The sequence below is a fragment of the Curtobacterium sp. SORGH_AS_0776 genome, assembly GCF_031453355.1.
In the GTDB taxonomy this organism is placed as follows: Bacteria; Actinomycetota; Actinomycetes; order Actinomycetales; family Microbacteriaceae; genus Curtobacterium.
In genome coordinates this window covers 1,861,915-1,881,562 of sequence record NZ_JAVIYU010000001.1, presented here as the reverse complement: position 1 = coordinate 1,881,562, position 19,648 = coordinate 1,861,915, and the positions used below count along the sequence as shown (strand labels likewise).

Here is a 19,648-nt window from a genome sequence, read left to right as displayed (position 1 = left end):
CCTGATCTCCGCCCCGGAGCCCGCGATCGGCGGACCCGGGGTGCCAGGATTGGCCCATGCCGACCGCCACGATGTCCCGCCCGGCCCTCCGGGTCGTCGGTGGCGTGTGCGGCGGGTTCGCTGCCCACACCGGGCTGCCCGTCGGCGCGGTGCGGCTCGCGACCGCGGTGCTGGCGGTGTGCGGCGGGGCCGGTGTCCTGCTCTACGCCTGGCTCTGGGCGACGACGCCGAGCCAGGGTCCGGCGACGCCGACGTCCCTGCGAGCGGTGCTGACCCGTCCCGCAGCGGACGCCGAGGCCGCGCCGGACGAGCCCGCGCGCCGGGCGCCGGTCGTGGAGATCCTGCTCGGCATCGCCCTGCTGACGGCGGGCGGCGCGATGGTCGCCTCACGGCTCGGCGCCGACGTCCCGCTCGCGTTCATCGTGCCGGCGATCGTCGTCGCCACCGGAGCGGCACTCGCGTGGCGGCAACTCGACGCCCTCCGGAACGTCCGCGCCGCGGGGTCCTCCGCCCTCGTCGTCCGGGCCCTCGGCGCGCTCGTGCTCGTCGTGCTCGGCATCCTGCTGTTCTTCACCTCGAGCACGCACCCGAACGTCTGGACGGTCCTCACCGCCGCGACCGCGGTGCTGCTCGGCGTCGCCGTCGTGGTCGCACCCTGGGTGGTCCGGCTCGTCCGCGACCTCGCCGAGGAGCGCGCCGCCCGCGTGCGGGACATCGAGCGGGCCGAGATCGCGGCGCACCTGCACGACTCCGTCCTGCAGACCCTGGCGCTCATCCAGCAGCGGGCCGAGCCGGGCTCCGACGCCGCACGGCTCGCGCGGGCCCAGGAGCGCGAACTCCGGTCGTGGCTGTTCGCCGAGCAGGCCGAGCCGACCGCCGACCTCGGGGCCCAGCTCCGGGCGACCGCGGTCGAGATCGAGACCGAGTACCCGGCGCAGGTCGAGGTGATCGCGATCGGTCCGGCGCGGGCCGACCTGCCCGAGGGCATCGTCGCGGCCGCCCGCGAGGCGATGCTCAACGCCGCTCGGCACGCCGGCGGGACCGTCCGGGTGTACGCCGAGACCGCCCACGACCGCGTGGAGGTCACCATCGGCGACCGCGGGCCGGGCTTCGACCCCGCGGCCGTCCCGGAGGGCCGCTACGGCGTCCGCGAGTCGATCGTCGGCCGAATGCAGCGCATCGGTGGCACCGCGACGATCGCGCCGGGGCCGGGACGCACCGGCACCGAGGTCCGTCTGGTCCTCCCCCTGACCGCCCCCGACCGGCCGACCGAGGAGCACCCGTGACCGACGACCCCACCGCGCAGCCGCAGGCCGCACCGCTCACCGTCGCCATCGTCGACGACCACTCCATCTTCCGGGCCGGCGTGCGCGCCGGGCTGCCGCCGCGCCTCCTGGTCGTCGGTGAGGCCGCGACCGTCGACGAGGCCGTCGACCTCGTCGCCGCGACCCGACCGCGCGTCGTCCTGCTCGACGTCCACCTGCCCGGCGGTGCGGGCGGTGGTGGCGCCGAGGTGATCGCACGCGCCGCCCCGGGCCACCCGGACACCCGGTTCCTCGCGCTGAGCGTCTCGGACGCGGCGGACGACGTGGTGCGGGTGATCCGGGCGGGAGCGCGCGGGTACATCACCAAGAGCTCGTCGGAGGCCGACGTCGCCGAGGCGATCGACCGCGTGGCTGAGGGGGACGCGGTGTTCTCGCCGCGGCTGGCCGGTTTCGTGCTCGACGCGTTCGGCGCGGTGAGCGGCGAGACCGCGCAGGTCGACACGGAACTCGACCGCCTGTCGGCGCGCGAGCAGGAGGTGATGCGGCTCATCGCACGCGGGTACGCCTACAAGGAGGTCGCCGCGGACCTGTTCATCTCGGTGAAGACCGTCGAGACGCACGTGTCGAAGGTGCTGCGGAAGCTGCAGCTGTCCAACCGGCACGAGCTCACGGCGTGGGCGCTCCAGCGGAAGCTCCTCTGAGCACCCGGTCGACGCCTCACTTCGAGCTGATGCGGGTGTACTTGTTCACCGACCACGGCACGAACACCACCAGCATCACCGCGATCCCGATCAGCACCGTCACGATCGGGTGCTGCATCGTCCAGATGTCCGGCACCGGTGCCGAGCCGACGTTGCCGAACAGCTCGCGGGCGGCCTGCACGAGCGACGACACCGGGTTCCACTCCGCGAAGACCCGCAGCACGAGCGGCAGCGTGTCGCTCGGGACGAAGGCGTTGGAGATGAACGTCAACGGGAACAGGATCATGAACGAGGCGTTGTTGATGACCTCGGGCGTCTTGACGCTCATGCCCAGCAGCGCCATCACCCAGCTGAACGCGTAGCTGAAGAGCAGCAGCAGCGCGATGCCGGCGAGGAACTCCAGCGGCGACGAGTTCACCCGCCACCCGACCGCGAGCCCGGTGAGCATCATGATCGCCATCGAGATGCCGTTCAGCACCAGGTCGGAGTTCGTCCGGCCGACGAGCACCGCTGACGCCGACATCGGGAGCGTGCGGAACCGGTCGATCAGCCCTTCCTTGAGGTCCTGCGCCATCGCCGAGCCGGAGAACGTCGCGCCGAACACGACCGTCTGGGCGAAGATCCCCGCCATCAGGAACTGCGTGTAGTCGGTCCCCTGCACCTGGATCGCGCCGCCGTAGACCTGGCTGAAGAGCAGGACGAACATGATCGGCTGCAGCACCGCGAACACGAGCATGTCCGGCGACCGCTTGATCTTGATGAGGTTCCGCTTCGTGACCGTCCAGCCGTCCTCGAACCAGACCGCAGTGGGCGAGGTGACGAGGACGGGCAGCTGCCGGCCGAGTGCCGTGGCGGGTGTGGTGGCGGTCATCGTGCCGCCTCCTTCTGCTTCGTGGCAGCCGGGTCGACCGCATCGTCGTCCGTCGCCGCGTGGCCGGTGAGCCGGAGGAACACGTCGTCGAGGGTGGGGCGTCGCATGCCGGCGTCGTGCAACTCGATGCCGGCGTCACCGAGGTCGGCGAGCACCCGCTGGAGTGCCGAGGGTCCGGCCTCGACCGCGATGGCGTGGGTCCGGCCGTCGCCGGAGGCCTCGACCTCACCGACGCCGTAGCGACGCAGGACGGTCGTGGCGGCGTCCGCATCGGCCTGGTCGACGAGCGTGACGACGACCCGGTGGCCGCCGACCTGGGCCTTGAGGTGGTCGGAGGTGCCCTCGGCGATGACGGTCCCGCCGTCGATCACCGCGATGTCGTCGGCCAACTGGTCGGCTTCTTCGAGGTACTGCGTGGTGAGGAGCACCGTCGTGCCCTCGGCCACGAGCCCCTCGATGACGCCCCAGAGCGCGAGCCGGCTGCGCGGGTCGAGCCCGGTGGTCGGCTCGTCGAGGAACAGCACGCGGGGGTTCATCACGAGCGCTCCGGCGAGGTCGATCCGCCGCCGCATGCCGCCGGAGAATCCCTTCACGGGGCGGTCCCCGGCCTCGGCCAGGTCGAAGACGTCGATGAGCTCGCGAGCCCGTTCCCGCGCCGTCCGACGACCGAGGTGGTAGAGCCGCCCGATCATCTCGAGGTTCTCGAACCCGGTCAGGTTCTCGTCGACCGCGGCGTACTGGCCGGAGACCCCGATGGACCGCCGGGTTGCCTGCGGGTCGGCGATGACGTCGATGCCGTCGATCGTCGCCGTGCCGCTGTCCGGCGTGATGAGCGTGGTCAGCACCTTCACCGTGGTGGTCTTGCCGGCACCGTTCGGCCCGAGCAGCGCCTTGACGGTGCCCTGCGGCACCACCAGGTCGAGCCCGGCCAGCGCGTGCACGGGACCGGACTTCGATCGGTACGTCTTGGTCAGCCCGGAGGCTTCGATGATGGCCATGTCGCTCCCTTGTCGAGCATGGAACATATCAGGTGGTCGGTACCGACCGTGACGCGCTACACGTCGAAGTCACCACCGAAGTCGCTGAAGCCGCCGCCGAAGTCGGATCCGCTGTCGCCCCAGCCCGCACTCTCGAACCCGCCGCCGTCGGACGCGCCGCTGTCGGACGCGCCTCCGTCACCGGAGTCGGCACCAGTGTCCTCCGAACCACCGTCACCCGCAGCATCGGTACCGCCGTCGAACGATCCGGGGTCCGGCAGGAAGGCGCTCATGATGGCCGAACCGATCACGTAGCCGGCGACCGTCCCGAGGATCGAGGCGCCGATCATGCTGCCGAACGAGGGACCGGAGCGCTGCCCGGCGCCGCCGAACATCCCGCCGCGACCGTTCCCGACACCACCGAGCGAGCGCTCCATGAACCCGGGCTGCCGGATCTCGGAGCGCGTCGCGGCCTGGGCCAGGGAGCGCGGGTCGTCGCCGCGCGGGGCCTCGCCGGCCGGCGCGGACCGGGTGAACTCGTCGTAGACCATCCGACGCTGCTCGTCCGTGAGCTTCGCGAAGGCCTCGGCGTGGACCTCCTCGATGCGCTCCGGCGGGGCCGTGCGGAGCAGGTAGCGGTAGCGCTCGACCGCACGCTCGTCGTCGGTGGACGCCTGCTGCCCACCGGTCGGGCCGCCGCCGCCCCACTGCGGCGTGCCGTACTGGGCGCCAGCCGCCGGCGCTCCCGTGGGCGTGGGCTGGTGGTAGGACTGCTGGCCGTAGCGGTACCCCTGCTGCTGCGGCTGTCCCCACTGGTTCTGCTGCGCGGCGCCGTTCTGGTCGCGCTCCGGACGTCCGAGCAGGCGGTCGAGGAATCCCATGGTCGATGCTCCTTCGGGTGCGCCCCGCCGGCGGCGGAGCAGTGCGGCCCGCCGTGGAGCGGTGCCGTGGACTGCCACCCTAGGGAGCGCCGGCGACCACTGACTGAACGCCCGCACAGAGTCACCCGAGAGCCGGCGGTTCGTCACGCGCCCACCTGTGGGCCGGGAGGCGCGGGTCGGGCCCGCACCGCGCCTCCAGGCCCACAGGGGTGACGCTCAGACGGCGGCGAGCGCCGCCGTCCACACGGCGTGCAGTTCGTCCGCCGCACCCGGGTGCGCCACGAGGAACGGCTCGCCCGCCGGCGGGAACCCGTCGACGGGGCCCTCCCGGGTCAGCACGACGCCGCCGGCCTCGTGCACGAGCAGCACCGCAGCACCGTGGTCGATCGGGTCGAACGCCGACACGCACCCGCCGATCCCCCGCCCGGCCGCGACCTGCGCGATCGTCAGCGTCCCGGACCCCTGCACCCGCAGCGTGCACGAGCGGGCCGCGAGGGCGTCGAGGAACGCGCCGAACCCGGGCCACGGCCGGTGCCCGTCGAGCTCGGTCCCGACCACGGCTCCGGCGAGTGCCCGCGGGGCGTCGTCGAGGCGCAGCGTCCGGTCACGGAGGGTGGCTCCGCGGCCGCTCCGGGCCTCGAGCACCTCGCCGCGCCACGGATCGGCGACGACGCCGACGAGCGGACGACCGCCGCGGGTGAGACAGAGCGACATCGAGGTCCACGGCACCCCGTTCGCGAGGTTCGTCGTCCCGTCGACCGGGTCGAGGTACCAGCGGTGCCGGTCGCCGGGTGCCGCGCCGTACTCCTCGCCGGTGAAGCCGTGGGTCGGGAACACCGTCCGGACCCGGGAACGGACGTGCTGTTCGACGAGCCGGTCGACGTCGGTGACGAGGTCGGCCGGGTGCGCCTTCGTGGTGACCTCGCCGACGGGGTGCTCGCGGGTGAAGGCGATCACCTCGTGGGCGATCCGGTACGCCAGTGCTTCGGCGCGTGAGGCCACCTCGGTCTCGGTCGGATCGCGGTCGCGCTCGGGCCAGCCGTCCCGTTCCGCCGCTGCGAGTGCCGCTCGGACCGCGGCGACGTCGTTCGTGGTGATCGAGTCGACGCCGGACATGGCGGCCCAGACCGCCGGCTCGGGGCCGTCCACGGTCCACACCGACACGAGGAGGCCGAGGTCGTGCGCGGCCCGGACGGTGCGCGGGGTGAGGAACGCGACGTCGAGGTTCAGCGTCGAGGGCGCGAGCGGCGCCAGGTCCGCCGGGGTCGGCGCCTCGAGCGACTCCCACGCGAGCCAGACGTCGGCGTCCGGGAGGACCTCGCGGACCGCCGCCATCGCGTCGGGCGCGCCGCACCACGCGACGCCGGTGCTCCCCCGGTGCGCCGCGACGGTCCGCGCGGCGACGAGGGCGTCCTCCGGGTCGGTCAGGTCGACGAGCAGCGAGGTCCGGCAGCCGTCGAGCCGTTCGAGTGCGGCGTCGAGTCGTGGGATCCGGTCGAGGCCGTTCCCGAGCCGGGCGACGTCGCACCAGTCCACCTCTGACACGCGTCGGGCATCGCCCCACATCCGGCCGAGGGTCTCGTCGTGGAGCAGCACGGCGACGCCGTCGGCGGTGCGGCGGACGTCGACCTCGATGGTGTCGGCGCCGAGGGCCTCGGCGACGGCGATGGCCGGCAGGGTGTTCTCGCGCCGGACGCGCGGCGCACCCCGGTGGGCGACGAGGCGGGGCCGACGTACGACGCGCCCGGCGCCGGGGATCGTGCCGGTACCCGCGGCGGCCGGCGCGACCGTGGCCATCGGGCCGCTCTCGGTCGCGGGTGCGTCCGCGGTCGCGGGTGCGTCCGCGGTCATCGGGCTGCCTCCACCAGGACGCCGTCGCGGTACACGAGCACGTCACCGATCCGGACACCGGTCTCAGTGCCGACCGCCGGCGCGACACCGGTCACGAACGCCCGGAGCTCGGCACCGTCGGCGGCGAGCACCACCTCGGCGAAGTGGCCGCGCATGAGCACGCGCACCACCGTCGCGCGGACCGGTGACCCGTCGGTGAGCGTGACCTGCTCCGGCCGGACGAGCACGGCGTCGTCGGCCCTGGGCACCACCGACGTCGCGGCTAGGAACCGTCCGGCGACGACGCTCGTCGACCCGATGAACGACGCGACGAAGCCGGTGGCCGGACGTGCGTACAGCTCGGCGGGCGCGGCGATCTGCTCGATCCGTCCGTCGTGCATGACCGCGATCCGGTCCGAGACGCTGAGGGCCTCGTCCTGGTCGTGCGTCACGATCACGGTCGTGATGCCGAGGCGCTGCTGGATGCGTCGGATCTCGTCGCGGACGCTCACCCGGAGCTTTGCGTCGAGGTTGGAGAGCGGCTCGTCGAGCAGCAGGACGTCCGGCTCCTGCACGATCGCTCGGGCGAGGGCGACGCGCTGCTGCTCGCCGCCGGAGATCGCCGTCGGCTTCGATCCGGCGTGGTGCGTGAGCCCGACGAGCTCGAGCGCCTCGCGGACCCGCTCCGTGGCCTGCTGTCTCGGCACGCGTCGGGTGCGCAGCGGGAACGCGACGTTCTGCGTCACGGTCATGTGCGGCCAGAGTGCGTAGTTCTGGAAGACCATCGCGCTCGGCCGCCGCTCCGGGCCGAGCGTCGTCACGTCGCGGTCCCCCATCGTGACCACGCCCCCGTCGGCGGGCAGGAACCCGGCGACCATGCGGAGGGTCGTCGTCTTGCCGCAGCCGGACGGGCCGAGCAGCGAGACGAGCTCGCCCTTCGCCACATCGAGGTCGATGCCGGCGACGACGTCGCGGCCGCCGAGCGTCTTGCGGAGTCCACGGACGGTCAGTCCGCCGTCGGGCGTCGCGTCCGGACGCACGGCCGGGTCGGTGCGTGCCGGGAGGCGCGGTTCGCGTTCCGCGAGGATCGTTGCGTCCGTCATCGGGTCGCCTTTCGAGCTGGGATCGGTCCGGGACGGACGCGCGGTCGGGCCGGGACCGGTCGGTCTGGTCGGTCGGGTGGATCGGGTCGGTCGGTCCGGGCGGGTCATCGGATCTGGAACCCGTCCGCGAGTCGGCCGCCCATGATGTGCTTCCGCGCGAGCGTCATGAGGACGACCGAGGGGATGCTCAGCGCGATCGCGAACACCGCCGAGACCTGGCGTGGGGAGTTCAGCACGAGCGAGTACATCGCGGTGGGCATCGTCATGTAGGTCGGGGCTCCGACGAGGTAGGTGCCCTGCGCCTCGTCGAACGAGGCGAGGAAGCTCATCACCACGGCGACGAGGATGCCCGGCCACGCGATCGGGAACGTGACGCTCCAGAACGTCCGCCAGCGGCTCGCACCCGCGTCGCGCGCCGCTTCCTCGAGGGAACGCGGTACGGCGGAGAACGCCGCCGCCGGGAGCCAGGTCATGAACACGACGCAGCCGAGGACGTGCACGATGAGTATCCCGGTGACCGTGTTCATGAGGTTCAGCGCGGTGAACATCGCGGACATCGTCACGAAGAGCCCCATCTTGGGGAAGGCGTTCGTCGCGAAGAGGCCGACGAGCACGAGCCGCCGCCCGGGGAACTCGATGCGGCTGATCGCCCACGCCGCCGGCAGGCAGATGACCGCGGCGATCGCGACCGTGAGCGGGGCGAGCACGAGGGAGTTCTGGACGGCGACACCGAGGTTCGGGTCGTCGAACACCCGCCCCCACCACTCGAGGGTCCACCCATCCGGCAACAGGTTCGGGTAGGTCCACGTCGTCGCGAACGCCCGGACGGCGAGCCAGAGCAGTGGACCGGCGATGAACACGGCGAGGACGACGGCGGCGGCCCATACGAGAGCGGTGCCGGTGAGACGACGGATCACGACCGACCCTTCTGCTTCTCGAGCTCGCTCGCGTTCGACCGGACGGTGGAGCGGAGGTAGAACACGCTGGCGGCGGCGGCGAAGGCGAAGACGACGAAGGCCATCGCGGTCGACTGCTGCGGACGGTTGTACGCCTGGAAGTACTTCGAGATGTCGACGCCGAGCATCGTCGGCGCGTTCGGTCCGGTGAAGTACGGCACCGTGAAGGCCCCGAGCACCCCGATCACGGTGAACGTCGTGGCGATGACGAGGGGCGTCCTCGCCATCGGCAGGAGCACCTGCCAGACCACACGCCACGTGCTCGCACCGGCGTCCCGGGCGGCCTCGATGAGCGCGTCCGGGGTGCCCTGCAGCGCGCCGGCGACCATGAGGACCGCGAACGGCAGGCTCGTCCACACGCTGCCGAACACGACGGCGACCAAGGTGTACCCCCAGACGGGGACGTCCACGCCGAACTGGGCGCCGAGGCTGCGGAGGAAGCCCTGGGCGTCGGTGAACGTCAGGATCGACCAGCTCGCGATGACGACGGGCACGAAGATCGGGACGACGGCGAGCACGCTGAGTGTCTTGCCGAGGAACCCGCCGCGGAGCCGCAGGATCACGGCGACGACCACGGCGAGTGACACGGTCACCCCGGTGGAGAGCGCCGTGACGCCGAGCGTCGCCGCGAGGTCCCGGAGGAACGTGGGATTGCCCAGCAGCGTGCCGTAGACCGCGAGCGAGAACCCGTGCACCGTGTCGCCGCCGATGTCCGCGAGCGCCTGGTTCAGGCCGCCGGTGAAGCCGAGGCTGAACAGCGCGGCGTTGACGACCGGGACGCCGACGAACAGCACGACGACGAGGACCGGGGCGGCGACGAGTGCGAGGCCCTGCCACCGCCGACGGCGGTCCAGGCGTTCCTGGGTGGTGGGCCGATGCGCGGTGTCCGGCGTGCCGTGGCCGCGGGACGGGGCGGCCGGGAGGCCCGGGGCGGAGTCGCCGCGGGCCTCCCGGTCGACCGCCGGGCCGTGCTGGACGGTGTCCGTCACTGCGGGACCTTCGCGTCCCACGCCGCGTTCATGTCGGCGGCGAAGTCGCTCTGGAAGCCGAGGCGGAGGTTCGAGGGGTCCGCGTCGGCGAACTGCTCGGAGACCGACTTCGGCAGCGAGTCGAGCGGGACGACCGGGTACCCGGAGACGGCGCTCGCGACGAGCTGCTGTCCCTTCGAGCTGAGGACGAAGTCGGCCAGCTCCTCGGCGGCGCGCTTCTTGGCGGCGGGCTCGGTCTTCGGGATGCCGAGGAAGCTCGCGCTGCCGGTGAACGAGGGGTCGGCGATCTGGACGGCCTTGACGGTCTTCGGGATCACGCCGGTCTTCTGCGAGGTGATGAACTGGTCGCTCCAGACGGGCGCCATCGAGATCTGCCCGCTGCCGAGCAGCTGCACGACCTGGTCGTTCCCGTTCGGGTACACGCCCTTCTGGTACGTGGAGGGCCCGAGGTCCTTCAGGGTCCGGAAGCCCTCGTCCCACTTCGACTCGAGCGACTTGTCGTACGTGGTCTGCATCGTCTTCTGCTCGGACGCGGTCAGGTACTTCGCGAGGACGGTCGCGACGAACGAGCCGCCCGAGCCGCCGGACGACGGGGAGTTGTACGCGAACTGCCCGGGGTTGTCCCGGATCCAGGAGAGCAGGTCGTCGAGGGTCTTCGGCGGGTCGGAGACCTTGTTCGAGTCGTAGGCGAGCAGGACGCTGGAAGCACGGTACGGGATCGCGCTCGTGCCGCCCTGCTGCTTCGTCGCCTCGGGGACGTCCTTGAGGTTCGGGATGCTGCTGTCGCTGACCTTCGTGAGGAGTCCGGCCTTGCCGGCGGTCGAGACGAACCCGGCGTCGACGAGGTCGTACGCGACGTCCTTGCCCGCCTTGACCGCGGTGGCGAGGTTCGCCTGGGTCTGCGCGTCGTGCTCGCCGTGCAGGTCGATGCTCGTGCGCACGGAGATCGTGGGGTGCTGCTCCTCGAAGGCGGGGATGAGTGACTTCTCCCAGAGGTCCTGGACGTTGGTGTCGCCGCTGATGAACACGGTGAGGGCGGTCGTGCCGCTGCTGGAGTCGGCGGCGTTCGAAGCGTTGGCGCTCTGCACGCAGCCGGACAGTGCGACGGTCGCGACGGCGGCGATCGCGAGGCCGGCGAGGGCTCGGGTCTTCACGGCGGTGGTCTCCCTGGGGTGTGGGGTGTGGGGTGCTGGGTGTGGGGTGGCTTGCGGAGTGAGTGCGAGTGTTTGCGGGAACGTTCCCGCATGTGCGACCAGTGTGACGCCGCGGGGTGAACGGCGGGTGCCGTTGGGATCGCCCGCGGATGAACTCCGCGCGGCGCGCACGGTGCCGACTCCACCGACCCGTGCGAGGTTGCCCACCCCGTGTCCGCCTATAACCTCGCACCGAGTGGCCACGTCCAACTCGACTGAATCGCCCCGCACGGTGCCGCGGCGACACCCGCAGCCGACGACCTCGCACGGAGCGACCACGCCGCACTCAGACGTCGGCCGGCGCACCGTGCGGGTTCCCCCTCGGTCCCACGAACCCACACGGTGCGAGGTCGATCAGCGTCAGCGCGACATCCGCACGCCCGCTCTGCGGAGCTTCGCGCGCAGGACCCACTCGTTCTGCAGGTCGGACCAAGTCAGCCTGAGCACGAAGCGAACCTCGGGGAACGACCGGAGCCGGTCCTCCCGGATCTTCTCGGCGACCAGCGCCTGCGCGGGGGTCCGTCCACGGAGGTACTCGCTCTTCTCGTACTTCACCGCCCCGTCGAACTCGATCACGACACCGGCGTCGGGGAACCAGAAGTCCACGACGATGTCCGGCTCTCCCGCCGCACGGAAGCGGTGTTGGAGCACGGGCGCGGGCGTCCCGAACTGGTCGAACCGCGCGCGAGCGAACGACTCCCCCGGAGAGTCCGACGCGCCGTCCGCGAACTCGATCGCGCGCAGGGCACGCCGCCGTCCCTTCTGCCCTCGTCGCTTGGCCGCCGACCGCACCGATCCGCGGTCGACCCCGCGCCGGAGGACGGCGTCGAGCGCGACGACCGCATCGGCGAACGGGAGGGTGAGCGCGAGGTCGGTCGCCAGCCGGTCGAGGGCACAGAGCAGCAGTCCGTCGGGAGTCGCGACGACGGTCCGGTTCCGCTCGGGGTCGAGGTCCGCGTGCACCACGAACGTCGCGTTCGTGGTGCGGCGGTCAGCCCCGCGGGAGGTCACGTGGATCCTCACCGGCGGGGGCGTGAGGAGCGGCACGCCGAACACGACCGCCGCCGACACGTGCGACACCAGGTCGCCGGGCCGGACCCGGTCGGCGAACGCGCGCACCCGCACGTGGTGGCGGCCGGTGGCGTTCAATCCGGCCCACGCCGACGTCTCCGCGTAGAGGCCGCGTGCGACGCGGGTGAGTTCTCCTGCGGCGGCTCGGCGACGGATGACCTCGGACTCATCGGGGCGTCGTGCGGAGGTTCGGTAGGTGATGACTTCGGGGGCCGGTGCGAGTTTCAGATCGATCGTCATGCGCCGATGCTCGACAGTCGCATCCCCGAGCCGGACCCCGTCGATGACAACGGTGGATGGTCTCTCCTGCCTCGACGATGTGGACGAGCAGCCCCGGGCGCGAGACTGCGAGAATGATGGGGTGAACACACGCACCTGGGGTTGGCTCGCAGCCGTCGTCGACGTCGTCCTCATCGTCGTCTTCGCGCTCGTCGGTCGGTCGTCCCACGGCGAGGGCAGCACGGCTCTGGGGGTATGGACGACCGCGTACCCGTTCCTCGCGGGGTGGGCGATCGCCTACGTCACGAGCGGTGCGTGGTCTCGTCCGCTCCGGTTCTGGCCGACCGGCGTCGTCGCCTGGATCCTCACGGTTTTCGTCGGCATGGCGATCCGTGTCGCGACCGGCCAGGGCGACGTGGACGGCAACCCCCTGCCGATCTCCTTCGTCATCGTCGCCACGATCGTCCTCGGACTGTTCCTGGTCGGCTGGCGTGCGATCGCTCAGGGCGCCATCCGTCTCGTCCACCGACGCACACGCGCCGAAGGCAGGCCCGCAGGCCGCGGCGGTGACACCGCAGACGGCAACGGGCCGCAGGAAGCCGCAGCGTCCGACGCGTGAACGGCACCCGCGGGTCACAGCCGACCATCCTCGACGTCGCCGCCCGCGCCGGCGTCTCGAAGTCAGCCGTGAGCCGCGTGCTCTCGGGCACCGGTCGGTTCTCCGACGAGACGCGGGAACGGGTGGAACGAGCTGCCGCCGAACTCGGCTACGTGGCGAACGCGATGGCTCGGGGACTCGTGAGCGGCCGAACGCACACCATCGGCATGCTCGTGCGAGATGCCTCGTCGATGGTCTACACCGCGCTGCACGCTGTCATGGAGCGTCGCGCGTCGGAACTCGGGTACCGCGTCGTCACCACGACCGGCGTTGGTCGTGTCGAGGACGAGAAGTCCGCGCTCGCGGCGCTCGTCTCGATGCGGGTCGACGGACTCGTGGTCTGCAGCGGCCTCATGCCAGCGGCGGACATCGCCGAGTTCGCACCGCGCATCGCAACCGTCGTCGCCGGACGTCCGGAACTGCACCCGGCTCTCTCCAGCGTCTACTGCGACGAGACCGACGGCGGAGCGACCATCGCCGACACTGTCGCGAACGCCGGCCACACCACGGTCGTCGTCCTGACAGTCCCCCTCGACAACGCGATCACCCAGCACGCGCGCTCGAGCGCGATGGTCGAGCGACTCCGCTCCCGTGGAGTGCGCGTGATCGACATCGACGCGAGCTTCGTCCGCACGGCCGACGCCCTCGCCGCCGACGTCGTCGACGCCGTGGCCGAGTCCGGGGCATCGGCGGTGATGTGCCCCACCGACCGGCTCATGCTCGACGTGTGCGACGCTCTCTCCAAGCGGGGCGTGCGGGTCCCGGCGGACGTGTCGGTCACCGGCTTCGACGGGGTGTACCCGCTCGCGAACGACTGGATCGGGTTCACGACGCTCGAGCAGCCGATCGAACGGATCGGCCGGGAGGCGATCGACCTCGTCATCGGCCGCATCGACGATCCCGCTCGGCCCGTCGAGCACCGATCGTTACGCGGCACCGTCATCCCCGGGCGCACGCTGCTCCGACGCTGACCGCCGGACTCAGCACCGTGCGAGGGTGGTCGTCCGGTGGCCTGTTCATCCGGCGCGCACGGTGCGCGGTCGATCAGCTGGTGCGGCCTGCGGCGGCCGGTGCGAGGCTGGCGCAAGGGACATCGTGCGAGGTTGATCGGGCCGTGCGCCGGCCGCGGCTCGGTGCGGTGAAACAGCGACGCACGGAGTGGTCAGGCTCGCACGGCACGGCGAGCACCGCACACGACCGCACGCAGCCCGACCCGGCCCGCCCCCGACCGCACACCGGTCAGAACAGCCCGGCGCGTGGTGCCTCCGGCCCGTCGAACCCGCGGAACATGTCCGACACCAGGGCCTCGATCTGCGGCTCGACGAGTCGTTCGACCGCCTCGGCGATCCGCGGTCGGTGGTCGATGAGCGCCAGGCAGACCGCCGTGCCGGTGGAACGGGCGCACTCGTCGGAGAGGGCGATCTCGTGACGGAGCGCCGACTTCGCCTCGTCCGACAGGGGTTCGCGCGGCGCCTGCTCGTGCGCGCCCGTGCCGGTCAGCTCGCCGAGGGTGAAGAGGAACGGCTCCCCCGGTGACGGCTCCGGGTCGACGTCGAGGCCCTGGAACTCCGGCTGCAGGCCCTCGGTCGGCTGGTACCCGGCGTGACGCTTGCGTGCCGCGGCCCGCTCGAGTTCGCGCTGCAGCAGGGGCAGGTTCTTGGCGGTGTAGTCGTCGACGGCGTCCTCGATGATCGTCGAGATGCGGCCGATCAACGCGTGCTGGACGGCGTGCGGCACGTCCGGTCCGAAGCCCGCGGCGGTGGCGATCGGTGAGCCGGTGCACTTGCGGCAGATGCGTGTCCGGGGCCGCGCGGTGCCGATCTGCCAGCGGGGCAGCCAGCGCAGCCAGACCTCGACAGCGCTGCGCACGCGTCCGTCGATGCCGTCCATGCTCCAAGCGTAGGCCTGGAGGCGCGGATCACCCCCGGCATCCCGCGGAAGTCGACGAAACGGCCGGGTCGTCAGTCCTTCGGCTCGGTCACGAAGTCGATGAGCTCCTCGACACGACCGAGCAACTGCGGCTCGAGGTCGGCGAAGGTGCGCACCTGCCCGAGGATCCGCTGCCAGGCCCGGGCGATGTCGGCCTGCTCGGCGGCGGGCCATCCGAGCGCCTGGCAGATGCCCTTCTTCCACTCGATCGAGCGCGGGATCGTCGGCCACGCCTGGAGTCCGACGCGGGCGGGCTTCACCGACTGCCAGACGTCGACGAACGGGTGCCCGACGACGAGCACGTGCGCGCCCCACTTCCCCCGCATCACGGCGTCGGCGAAGCGGGACTCCTTCGAGCCCGGCACGAGGTGGTCCACGAGCACGCCGACACGACGGTCGCGCGACGGCCGGAAGTCGTCGAGCACGTCGGCCAGGTTGTCGACGCCGGAGAGTTCCTCGACGACGACGCCCTCGACCCGGAGGTCGGCTCCCCAGACCTTCTCGACGAGTTCGGCGTCGTGCTTGCCCTCCACCATGATCCGGGAGGGCAGTGCCACCCGGGCGCGCTGCGACTCCACGGCGAACGATCCGGACGCGGTGCGGAGGCGACCACCGTCGGACGCGTGCCGGACCGCCGGGACCGAGCCGCGCCTCCCGGAACCCGCGCCGTCCGCCGGACCGGCACCCGCACCGCCAGCCGGAGCGCGCCGCCCCACCGGCGCCTGCGGGCGGCCCAGCGTGACGAGCTCGCCCTCGAGCAGGAACTGCCCGCTGAAGGGGAACGACCGGGTGCGTCCCTTCCAGTCCTCGAGCTCCACGTTGCCGGCCTCGAGCCGCACCACGGCGCCGGCCCAGCCGGTCGTCGGGTCCTCGAGGACCATGTCCCGCTCGAGCGGCACCTGCCGCACCTTCTGCACCCCGCGCGAGCGCCAGTCGCCCGAGAGCACGTCACTGCCGTACCGGTCGTCGTCCACCCGCACGAGGGTACTGTCGTCCCGGGCCCGGACGACGTCGACCGGCCGCACACCCCACCATCTCGACGGAAGGCACACCCTTGCGCGCTGCGATCATCCACGCCCAGAACGACATCCGTGTCGAGGACCGCGACCAGCCCGACCTCATCACGCCGAAGGACGTCGTGGTCAAGGTCGTCGCGGCGTGCGTGTGCGGGTCGGACCTCTGGCCGTACCGGGGCGTCACGCCGACGAAGCAGCCGCGTCCGATCGGCCACGAGCTCGTCGGCGAGGTCGTCGCGGTGGGCGACGCCGTCACGGACCTGCACGTCGGCGACTTCGTCATCTCCCCCTTCACCATGAACGACGGCACGTGCCAGGCCTGCCGCCACGGCATGACGACCGGCTGCGACCACCTGTCCGGCTTCGGCGGGAAGGACGCGTACGGCGACCCCGTCGGCGGCGCCCAGGCCGAGTACGTCCGCATCCCGGACGCCTCCGCGACGCTCGTCGCGGTGCCGGGCCCGGTCGACCCGGCGCTCGTCCCCTCGCTCCTCACCCTGTCGGACGTCTTCTCCACCGGGCACCACGCCGCGGTGTCGGCAGCCGTGGGCCCCGGCAAGACGGTCGTCGTGGTGGGTGACGGCGCGGTCGGGCTGTCCGCCGTCCTCGCCTCGAAGCGGCTCGGTGCCGAGCGGATCATCGCGATGAGCCGGCACGCCGACCGACAGGCGCTCGCGCGCGAGTTCGGCGCGACGGACGTCGTCGAGGCGCGTGGCGAGGAGGGCGTCGCGGCGATCCGCGAGCTGCTCGACGGCGACCTGGCCGACTGCGCGGTCGAGGCCGTCGGCACCGAGGAGAGCATGGACCAGGCACTGCACTCGGTCCGCCCGGGTGGCAACCTCGGCTTCGTCGGGGTCCCGCACGGGGTGCCGACGATCGGCACGCGGTACCTCTTCGACACGAACATCACCGTCGCGGGCGGCATGGCCCCGGCGCGCAAGTACATCCCCGAGCTGCTGCCGGACGTGCTCTCGGGTGCGATCGAGCCGGGCCGTGTCTTCGACCTCGAGCTCCCGCTCGACGAGGCGGCGGAGGCGTACCGCGCGATGGACGAGCGTCGCGCGATCAAGGTGCTGCTGCGTCCGTAGGACCCGTCCGCGACGTCGACGTCCCGCGCCGCCCGTTCGGCGCCGCGCGTTCCGCTCCGCACGTTTCGCGGAGCGGAACGCGTGTTTCGAATCGGTAAACAAACCTTTCAGTAAAGAAGGTTGTCCGTTACAGTCCTCGACATGACCACTCGAGGACGCACCCCCGGCCAGCCCGGCCTCCTGCGTGTCCTCAACGACCGGGCCGCGCTCGAGCTCCTGCTCGACGACGGGCCGCTCACCCGCAACGAGATCGCCCAGCGCACCGGGCTCAGCAAGCCGACCGCGGCCGAGATCATCCGGCGGCTCGAGGCGGCGGCCCTCATCCGCGAAGCCGGCACCGCATCGCAGGCCGGTCGCCGGGGCCCGAGCGCGGTGGTGTACGAAGCGATCACCGACCGCGACCTCGGCGTGGCGGTCGACGTCCAGCTCGTCGACGTCCGGAGCACCGTGGTGGACGCCGCGGGCCGGACCTTCCCGGTCGCGACCCACACGATGTCCCCGGCCGAGATGCGCGCGCCCGGTGCCGACATCGTCGCCGCCGCGATCTCCCGGGCCGCGGCGGCCGCGGGCGTCGACCCGGACCTCGTCACCGCGGTCGGCGTCGGGGTCCAGGCGAGTGTCGACCACGCGACCGACACCCTCATCTTCACCGACGGCCTGCCCGGCTGGCCCCGTGACCGGGTCGCCGCGACGCTCTCCGCCGCACTCGGGGTCCGCGTCGTCATCGAGAACGACGCCAACCTCGCGGCGATCGCCGAACGGAACATGGGCGCCGGACGGACCCCCGGGTCGTTCGCCCTGTTCTGGATGGCCGAGGGCCTCGGCATGGCGCTCGACCTCGGCGGCCACCTGCACACCGGCGCGTCCGGTGCCGCCGGCGAGATCGGCTACCTCGGCGTGCCCGCAGACGCACGCTCCATCGACCCGACGGCCACGATCGTCGCGGACCTCATCTCCGAGTCCGCGATCATCGCACTCGCCGCCGAACACGGGATCACGGCACCGGACGGCACCGCTGCCGACTGGCGCCAGGTGCTCCCGCAGCTGCCCGGGCTCCCCGAGCAGCACCCGTTCACCACCGCCCTCGGCGAGCGTGTCGGGCACAACGTGCTCCCCGCCCTCGCCGTCGCCGATCCCGAGACGGTCGTGCTGCACGGCCCGACCGGGATCGCGGGCGGACCCGCCCTGGCCGCCGCCGTGACCGCCTGGCTCCGGACCCGCACGCGCTGGTCCACCGCCGTCGTGGCCCCCGGCGTCCCCGACACCCCCGTCCTGCACGGTGCGCGGCACGTCCTCATCGACGTCGTCCGCACCGCGCTCGCGGACCGGCTCGAGCGCATCAGCGACGATGTGCCCGCACCGGACCCGGCCGAGCGCCCCTGACCAGCACCACCCCACCCGCACCACTCGAGGCACCATCACCCGGCCCTGTCCCAGGGCTCTTCGGCGCGCCCGGAAACGACGTCGCACGCCCGGATCCGTCCGGCGTGCGGCACCGCGACCGCACCGCGTCGGAGCGAGACCAGAGAGCGAGTACCGCAGTGTCCCTCCCCCAACCGAACGTCCCGCACCGCCGGACGTTCCGCCGCATCGTCACCGCCACGGCCGTCGCCGCCGTGGGCGCCCTCGTCGTCGCGGGCTGCAGCTCCGGCAGCAGCGCCGACTCGATCGAGAAGAGCGCACCGAAGGAGCTCAAGGGCACCGTGTCCCTGTGGCACTTCTTCACCGGTCGCGAAGCCGGCGTCGTGAAGAGCGCCGTCGCCGGCTTCGAGAAGGAGAACCCCGGCGTCACGGTCGACATCCACGCCGGCCAGGACGACGAGAAGCTGCAGAAGGCGATCTCGTCCGGCCAGAACATCGACGTGGGCCTGTCGTACTCGACCGCCATCGTGGGCAGCTTCTGCTCCTCGGGCGCCTTCCGCGACCTGTCGCCGTACATCAAGCGTGACGATGTCGACCTGTCGGACATCCCGAAGGCCGTGCAGTCGTACACGCAGTACAAGGGCACGCGCTGCACCCTGCCGGCCCTCGCCGACGTCAGTGCGCTCATGTACAACAAGCCGCTGCTCGCGAAGGCGGGCATCACGACCCCGCCGAAGACGCTCGACGAGCTCAAGGCCGACGCGCTGAAGCTCACCACGTACAACGCCGACGGGTCGATCAAGCAGCTCGGGTTCAACCCGCTCATCGACTTCTACGAGAACTCCCCCGAGCACTGGGCCCCGATGGTCGACGGCTCGTGGCTCGACGCGAAGGGCAACAGCGTGATCGGCACGTCCGACGCCTGGAAGAAGCTCATCACCTGGCAGAAGGGCTTCGTCGACGAGATCGGCTACGACAAGCTCAAGGCCTTCACCTCGGGGCTCGGCCAGGAGTTCGCCGCCGACAACGCGTTCCAGACCGGTCAGGTCGCGATGCAGATCGACGGCGAGTACCGCACCGCCTTCATCAAGGACCAGAAGCCGGACCTCGACTACGGCACCGCGCCGACCCCGGTGATGGACGGCCTCGGCAACTACGGATCGACCTACATCGCGGGCAACGTGGCGGGCATCGCGAAGGGGTCCAAGCACCCCGAGCTGGCCTGGGCGCTGCTGAAGTACCTCTCGACGAACACCGACGCGCAGGTCACGATGGGCAACGGGCTGAAGAACATCCCGACGCTCACCTCGGCCCTCGAGTCGCCGAAGCTCGAGGTCGACGAGAACTACAAGACCTTCGTCGACGTCGCGGGCGACAAGGACACGATGACCTCGCCGGGCACCGCGGACGGCGCCGCCTACATCGGCACCTTCACGAAGTTCTGGCAGGCGTACCAGCAGAACGGCGGCGACCTCGACGCGAAGCTCAAGAAGCTCGACTCGGACATCGACAACGCCAACCAGCTGGCTGGTCCGTGAC

At 71.9% G+C, this 19,648-nt stretch carries 18 protein-coding genes; 7 read left to right on the top strand and 11 right to left on the bottom strand.

The window, feature by feature from the left end:
* Window positions 1-56: 56 nt before the first annotated feature.
* On the top strand, window positions 57-1,286 hold the full coding sequence (locus QE359_RS09430) for a PspC domain-containing protein (RefSeq protein ID WP_309778960.1): 1,230 nt from the start codon (window positions 57-59) through the stop codon (window positions 1,284-1,286).
* Window positions 1,283-1,966, top strand: a complete 684-nt coding sequence (locus QE359_RS09425) for a response regulator transcription factor (RefSeq protein WP_070416644.1) — start codon at window positions 1,283-1,285, stop codon at window positions 1,964-1,966. The genes QE359_RS09430 and QE359_RS09425 overlap by 4 nt, the downstream gene beginning before the upstream one ends.
* Before the next feature lie 16 nt (window positions 1,967-1,982).
* Here QE359_RS09425 and QE359_RS09420 read toward each other — a convergent pair whose 3' ends face one another.
* The 9 genes from QE359_RS09420 to QE359_RS09380 form a co-directional block, all read right to left on the bottom strand.
* Window positions 1,983-2,837, bottom strand: a complete 855-nt coding sequence (locus QE359_RS09420; RefSeq protein ID WP_309778959.1) for an ABC transporter permease — start codon at window positions 2,835-2,837, stop codon at window positions 1,983-1,985.
* The gene (locus QE359_RS09415) at window positions 2,834-3,835 is read right to left on the bottom strand and encodes an ATP-binding cassette domain-containing protein (protein WP_309778958.1); all 1,002 of its coding nucleotides are present in this window, start codon (window positions 3,833-3,835) and stop codon (window positions 2,834-2,836) included. Before QE359_RS09415 ends, QE359_RS09420 begins: the two co-directional genes overlap by 4 nt.
* A 56-nt stretch (window positions 3,836-3,891) precedes the next feature.
* Window positions 3,892-4,695, bottom strand: coding sequence for a hypothetical protein (locus QE359_RS09410; protein ID WP_309778957.1), 804 nt, complete (start codon window positions 4,693-4,695; stop codon window positions 3,892-3,894).
* Between the two features lie 216 nt (window positions 4,696-4,911).
* The gene (locus tag QE359_RS09405) at window positions 4,912-6,546 is read right to left on the bottom strand and encodes an inositol monophosphatase family protein (RefSeq protein ID WP_309778956.1); all 1,635 of its coding nucleotides are present in this window, start codon (window positions 6,544-6,546) and stop codon (window positions 4,912-4,914) included.
* Window positions 6,543-7,628 (bottom strand): ABC transporter ATP-binding protein, encoded by a 1,086-nt coding sequence (locus tag QE359_RS09400; RefSeq protein ID WP_309778955.1) that lies wholly within the window; start codon window positions 7,626-7,628, stop codon window positions 6,543-6,545. The genes QE359_RS09405 and QE359_RS09400 overlap by 4 nt, the downstream gene beginning before the upstream one ends.
* Window positions 7,629-7,732: 104 nt before the next feature.
* Window positions 7,733-8,545: an ABC transporter permease subunit gene (locus tag QE359_RS09395; RefSeq protein ID WP_309778954.1), complete on the bottom strand. Its 813-nt coding sequence runs from the start codon at window positions 8,543-8,545 to the stop codon at window positions 7,733-7,735.
* The gene (locus QE359_RS09390) at window positions 8,542-9,573 is read right to left on the bottom strand and encodes an ABC transporter permease subunit (RefSeq protein WP_309778953.1); all 1,032 of its coding nucleotides are present in this window, start codon (window positions 9,571-9,573) and stop codon (window positions 8,542-8,544) included. Before QE359_RS09390 ends, QE359_RS09395 begins: the two co-directional genes overlap by 4 nt.
* The gene (locus tag QE359_RS09385) at window positions 9,570-10,727 is read right to left on the bottom strand and encodes an extracellular solute-binding protein (RefSeq protein ID WP_309778952.1); all 1,158 of its coding nucleotides are present in this window, start codon (window positions 10,725-10,727) and stop codon (window positions 9,570-9,572) included. The genes QE359_RS09390 and QE359_RS09385 overlap by 4 nt, the downstream gene beginning before the upstream one ends.
* 399 nt (window positions 10,728-11,126) lie before the next feature.
* The gene (locus QE359_RS09380; protein ID WP_309778951.1) at window positions 11,127-12,077 is read right to left on the bottom strand and encodes a hypothetical protein; all 951 of its coding nucleotides are present in this window, start codon (window positions 12,075-12,077) and stop codon (window positions 11,127-11,129) included.
* A gap of 121 nt (window positions 12,078-12,198) precedes the next feature.
* Here QE359_RS09380 and QE359_RS09375 point away from each other — a divergent pair, with 121 nt between their 5' ends.
* On the top strand, window positions 12,199-12,675 hold the full coding sequence (locus QE359_RS09375; RefSeq protein ID WP_309778950.1) for a DUF3054 domain-containing protein: 477 nt from the start codon (window positions 12,199-12,201) through the stop codon (window positions 12,673-12,675).
* Window positions 12,672-13,685, top strand: a complete 1,014-nt coding sequence (locus QE359_RS09370; protein ID WP_309778949.1) for a LacI family DNA-binding transcriptional regulator — start codon at window positions 12,672-12,674, stop codon at window positions 13,683-13,685. The genes QE359_RS09375 and QE359_RS09370 overlap by 4 nt, the downstream gene beginning before the upstream one ends.
* A gap of 268 nt (window positions 13,686-13,953) precedes the next feature.
* On the opposite strand, the gene QE359_RS09365 is transcribed toward QE359_RS09370, so the two are convergent.
* Window positions 13,954-14,604 carry a spermidine/putrescine ABC transporter substrate-binding protein gene (locus QE359_RS09365; protein ID WP_070416650.1) on the bottom strand — a complete coding sequence of 217 codons (651 nt, stop codon included), beginning with the start codon at window positions 14,602-14,604 and terminating at the stop codon, window positions 13,954-13,956.
* Window positions 14,605-14,675: 71 nt separating this feature from the next.
* Window positions 14,676-15,617: a DUF3097 domain-containing protein gene (locus QE359_RS09360; protein ID WP_309778948.1), complete on the bottom strand. Its 942-nt coding sequence runs from the start codon at window positions 15,615-15,617 to the stop codon at window positions 14,676-14,678.
* Between the two features lie 80 nt (window positions 15,618-15,697).
* On the opposite strand from QE359_RS09360, the gene QE359_RS09355 reads away from it, so the two are divergent.
* From QE359_RS09355 to QE359_RS09345, 3 genes are all read left to right on the top strand, one after another.
* A complete protein-coding gene (locus QE359_RS09355; RefSeq protein WP_309778947.1) occupies window positions 15,698-16,747 on the top strand; it encodes a zinc-binding dehydrogenase in 1,050 nt (349 codons plus the stop codon).
* Window positions 16,748-16,888: 141 nt separating this feature from the next.
* Window positions 16,889-18,130 (top strand): ROK family transcriptional regulator, encoded by a 1,242-nt coding sequence (locus QE359_RS09350; RefSeq protein WP_309778946.1) that lies wholly within the window; start codon window positions 16,889-16,891, stop codon window positions 18,128-18,130.
* A 158-nt stretch (window positions 18,131-18,288) separates the two neighbouring features.
* On the top strand, window positions 18,289-19,647 hold the full coding sequence (locus tag QE359_RS09345; protein ID WP_309778945.1) for an extracellular solute-binding protein: 1,359 nt from the start codon (window positions 18,289-18,291) through the stop codon (window positions 19,645-19,647).
* The last annotated feature ends 1 nt before the right edge of the window (window position 19,648 follow it).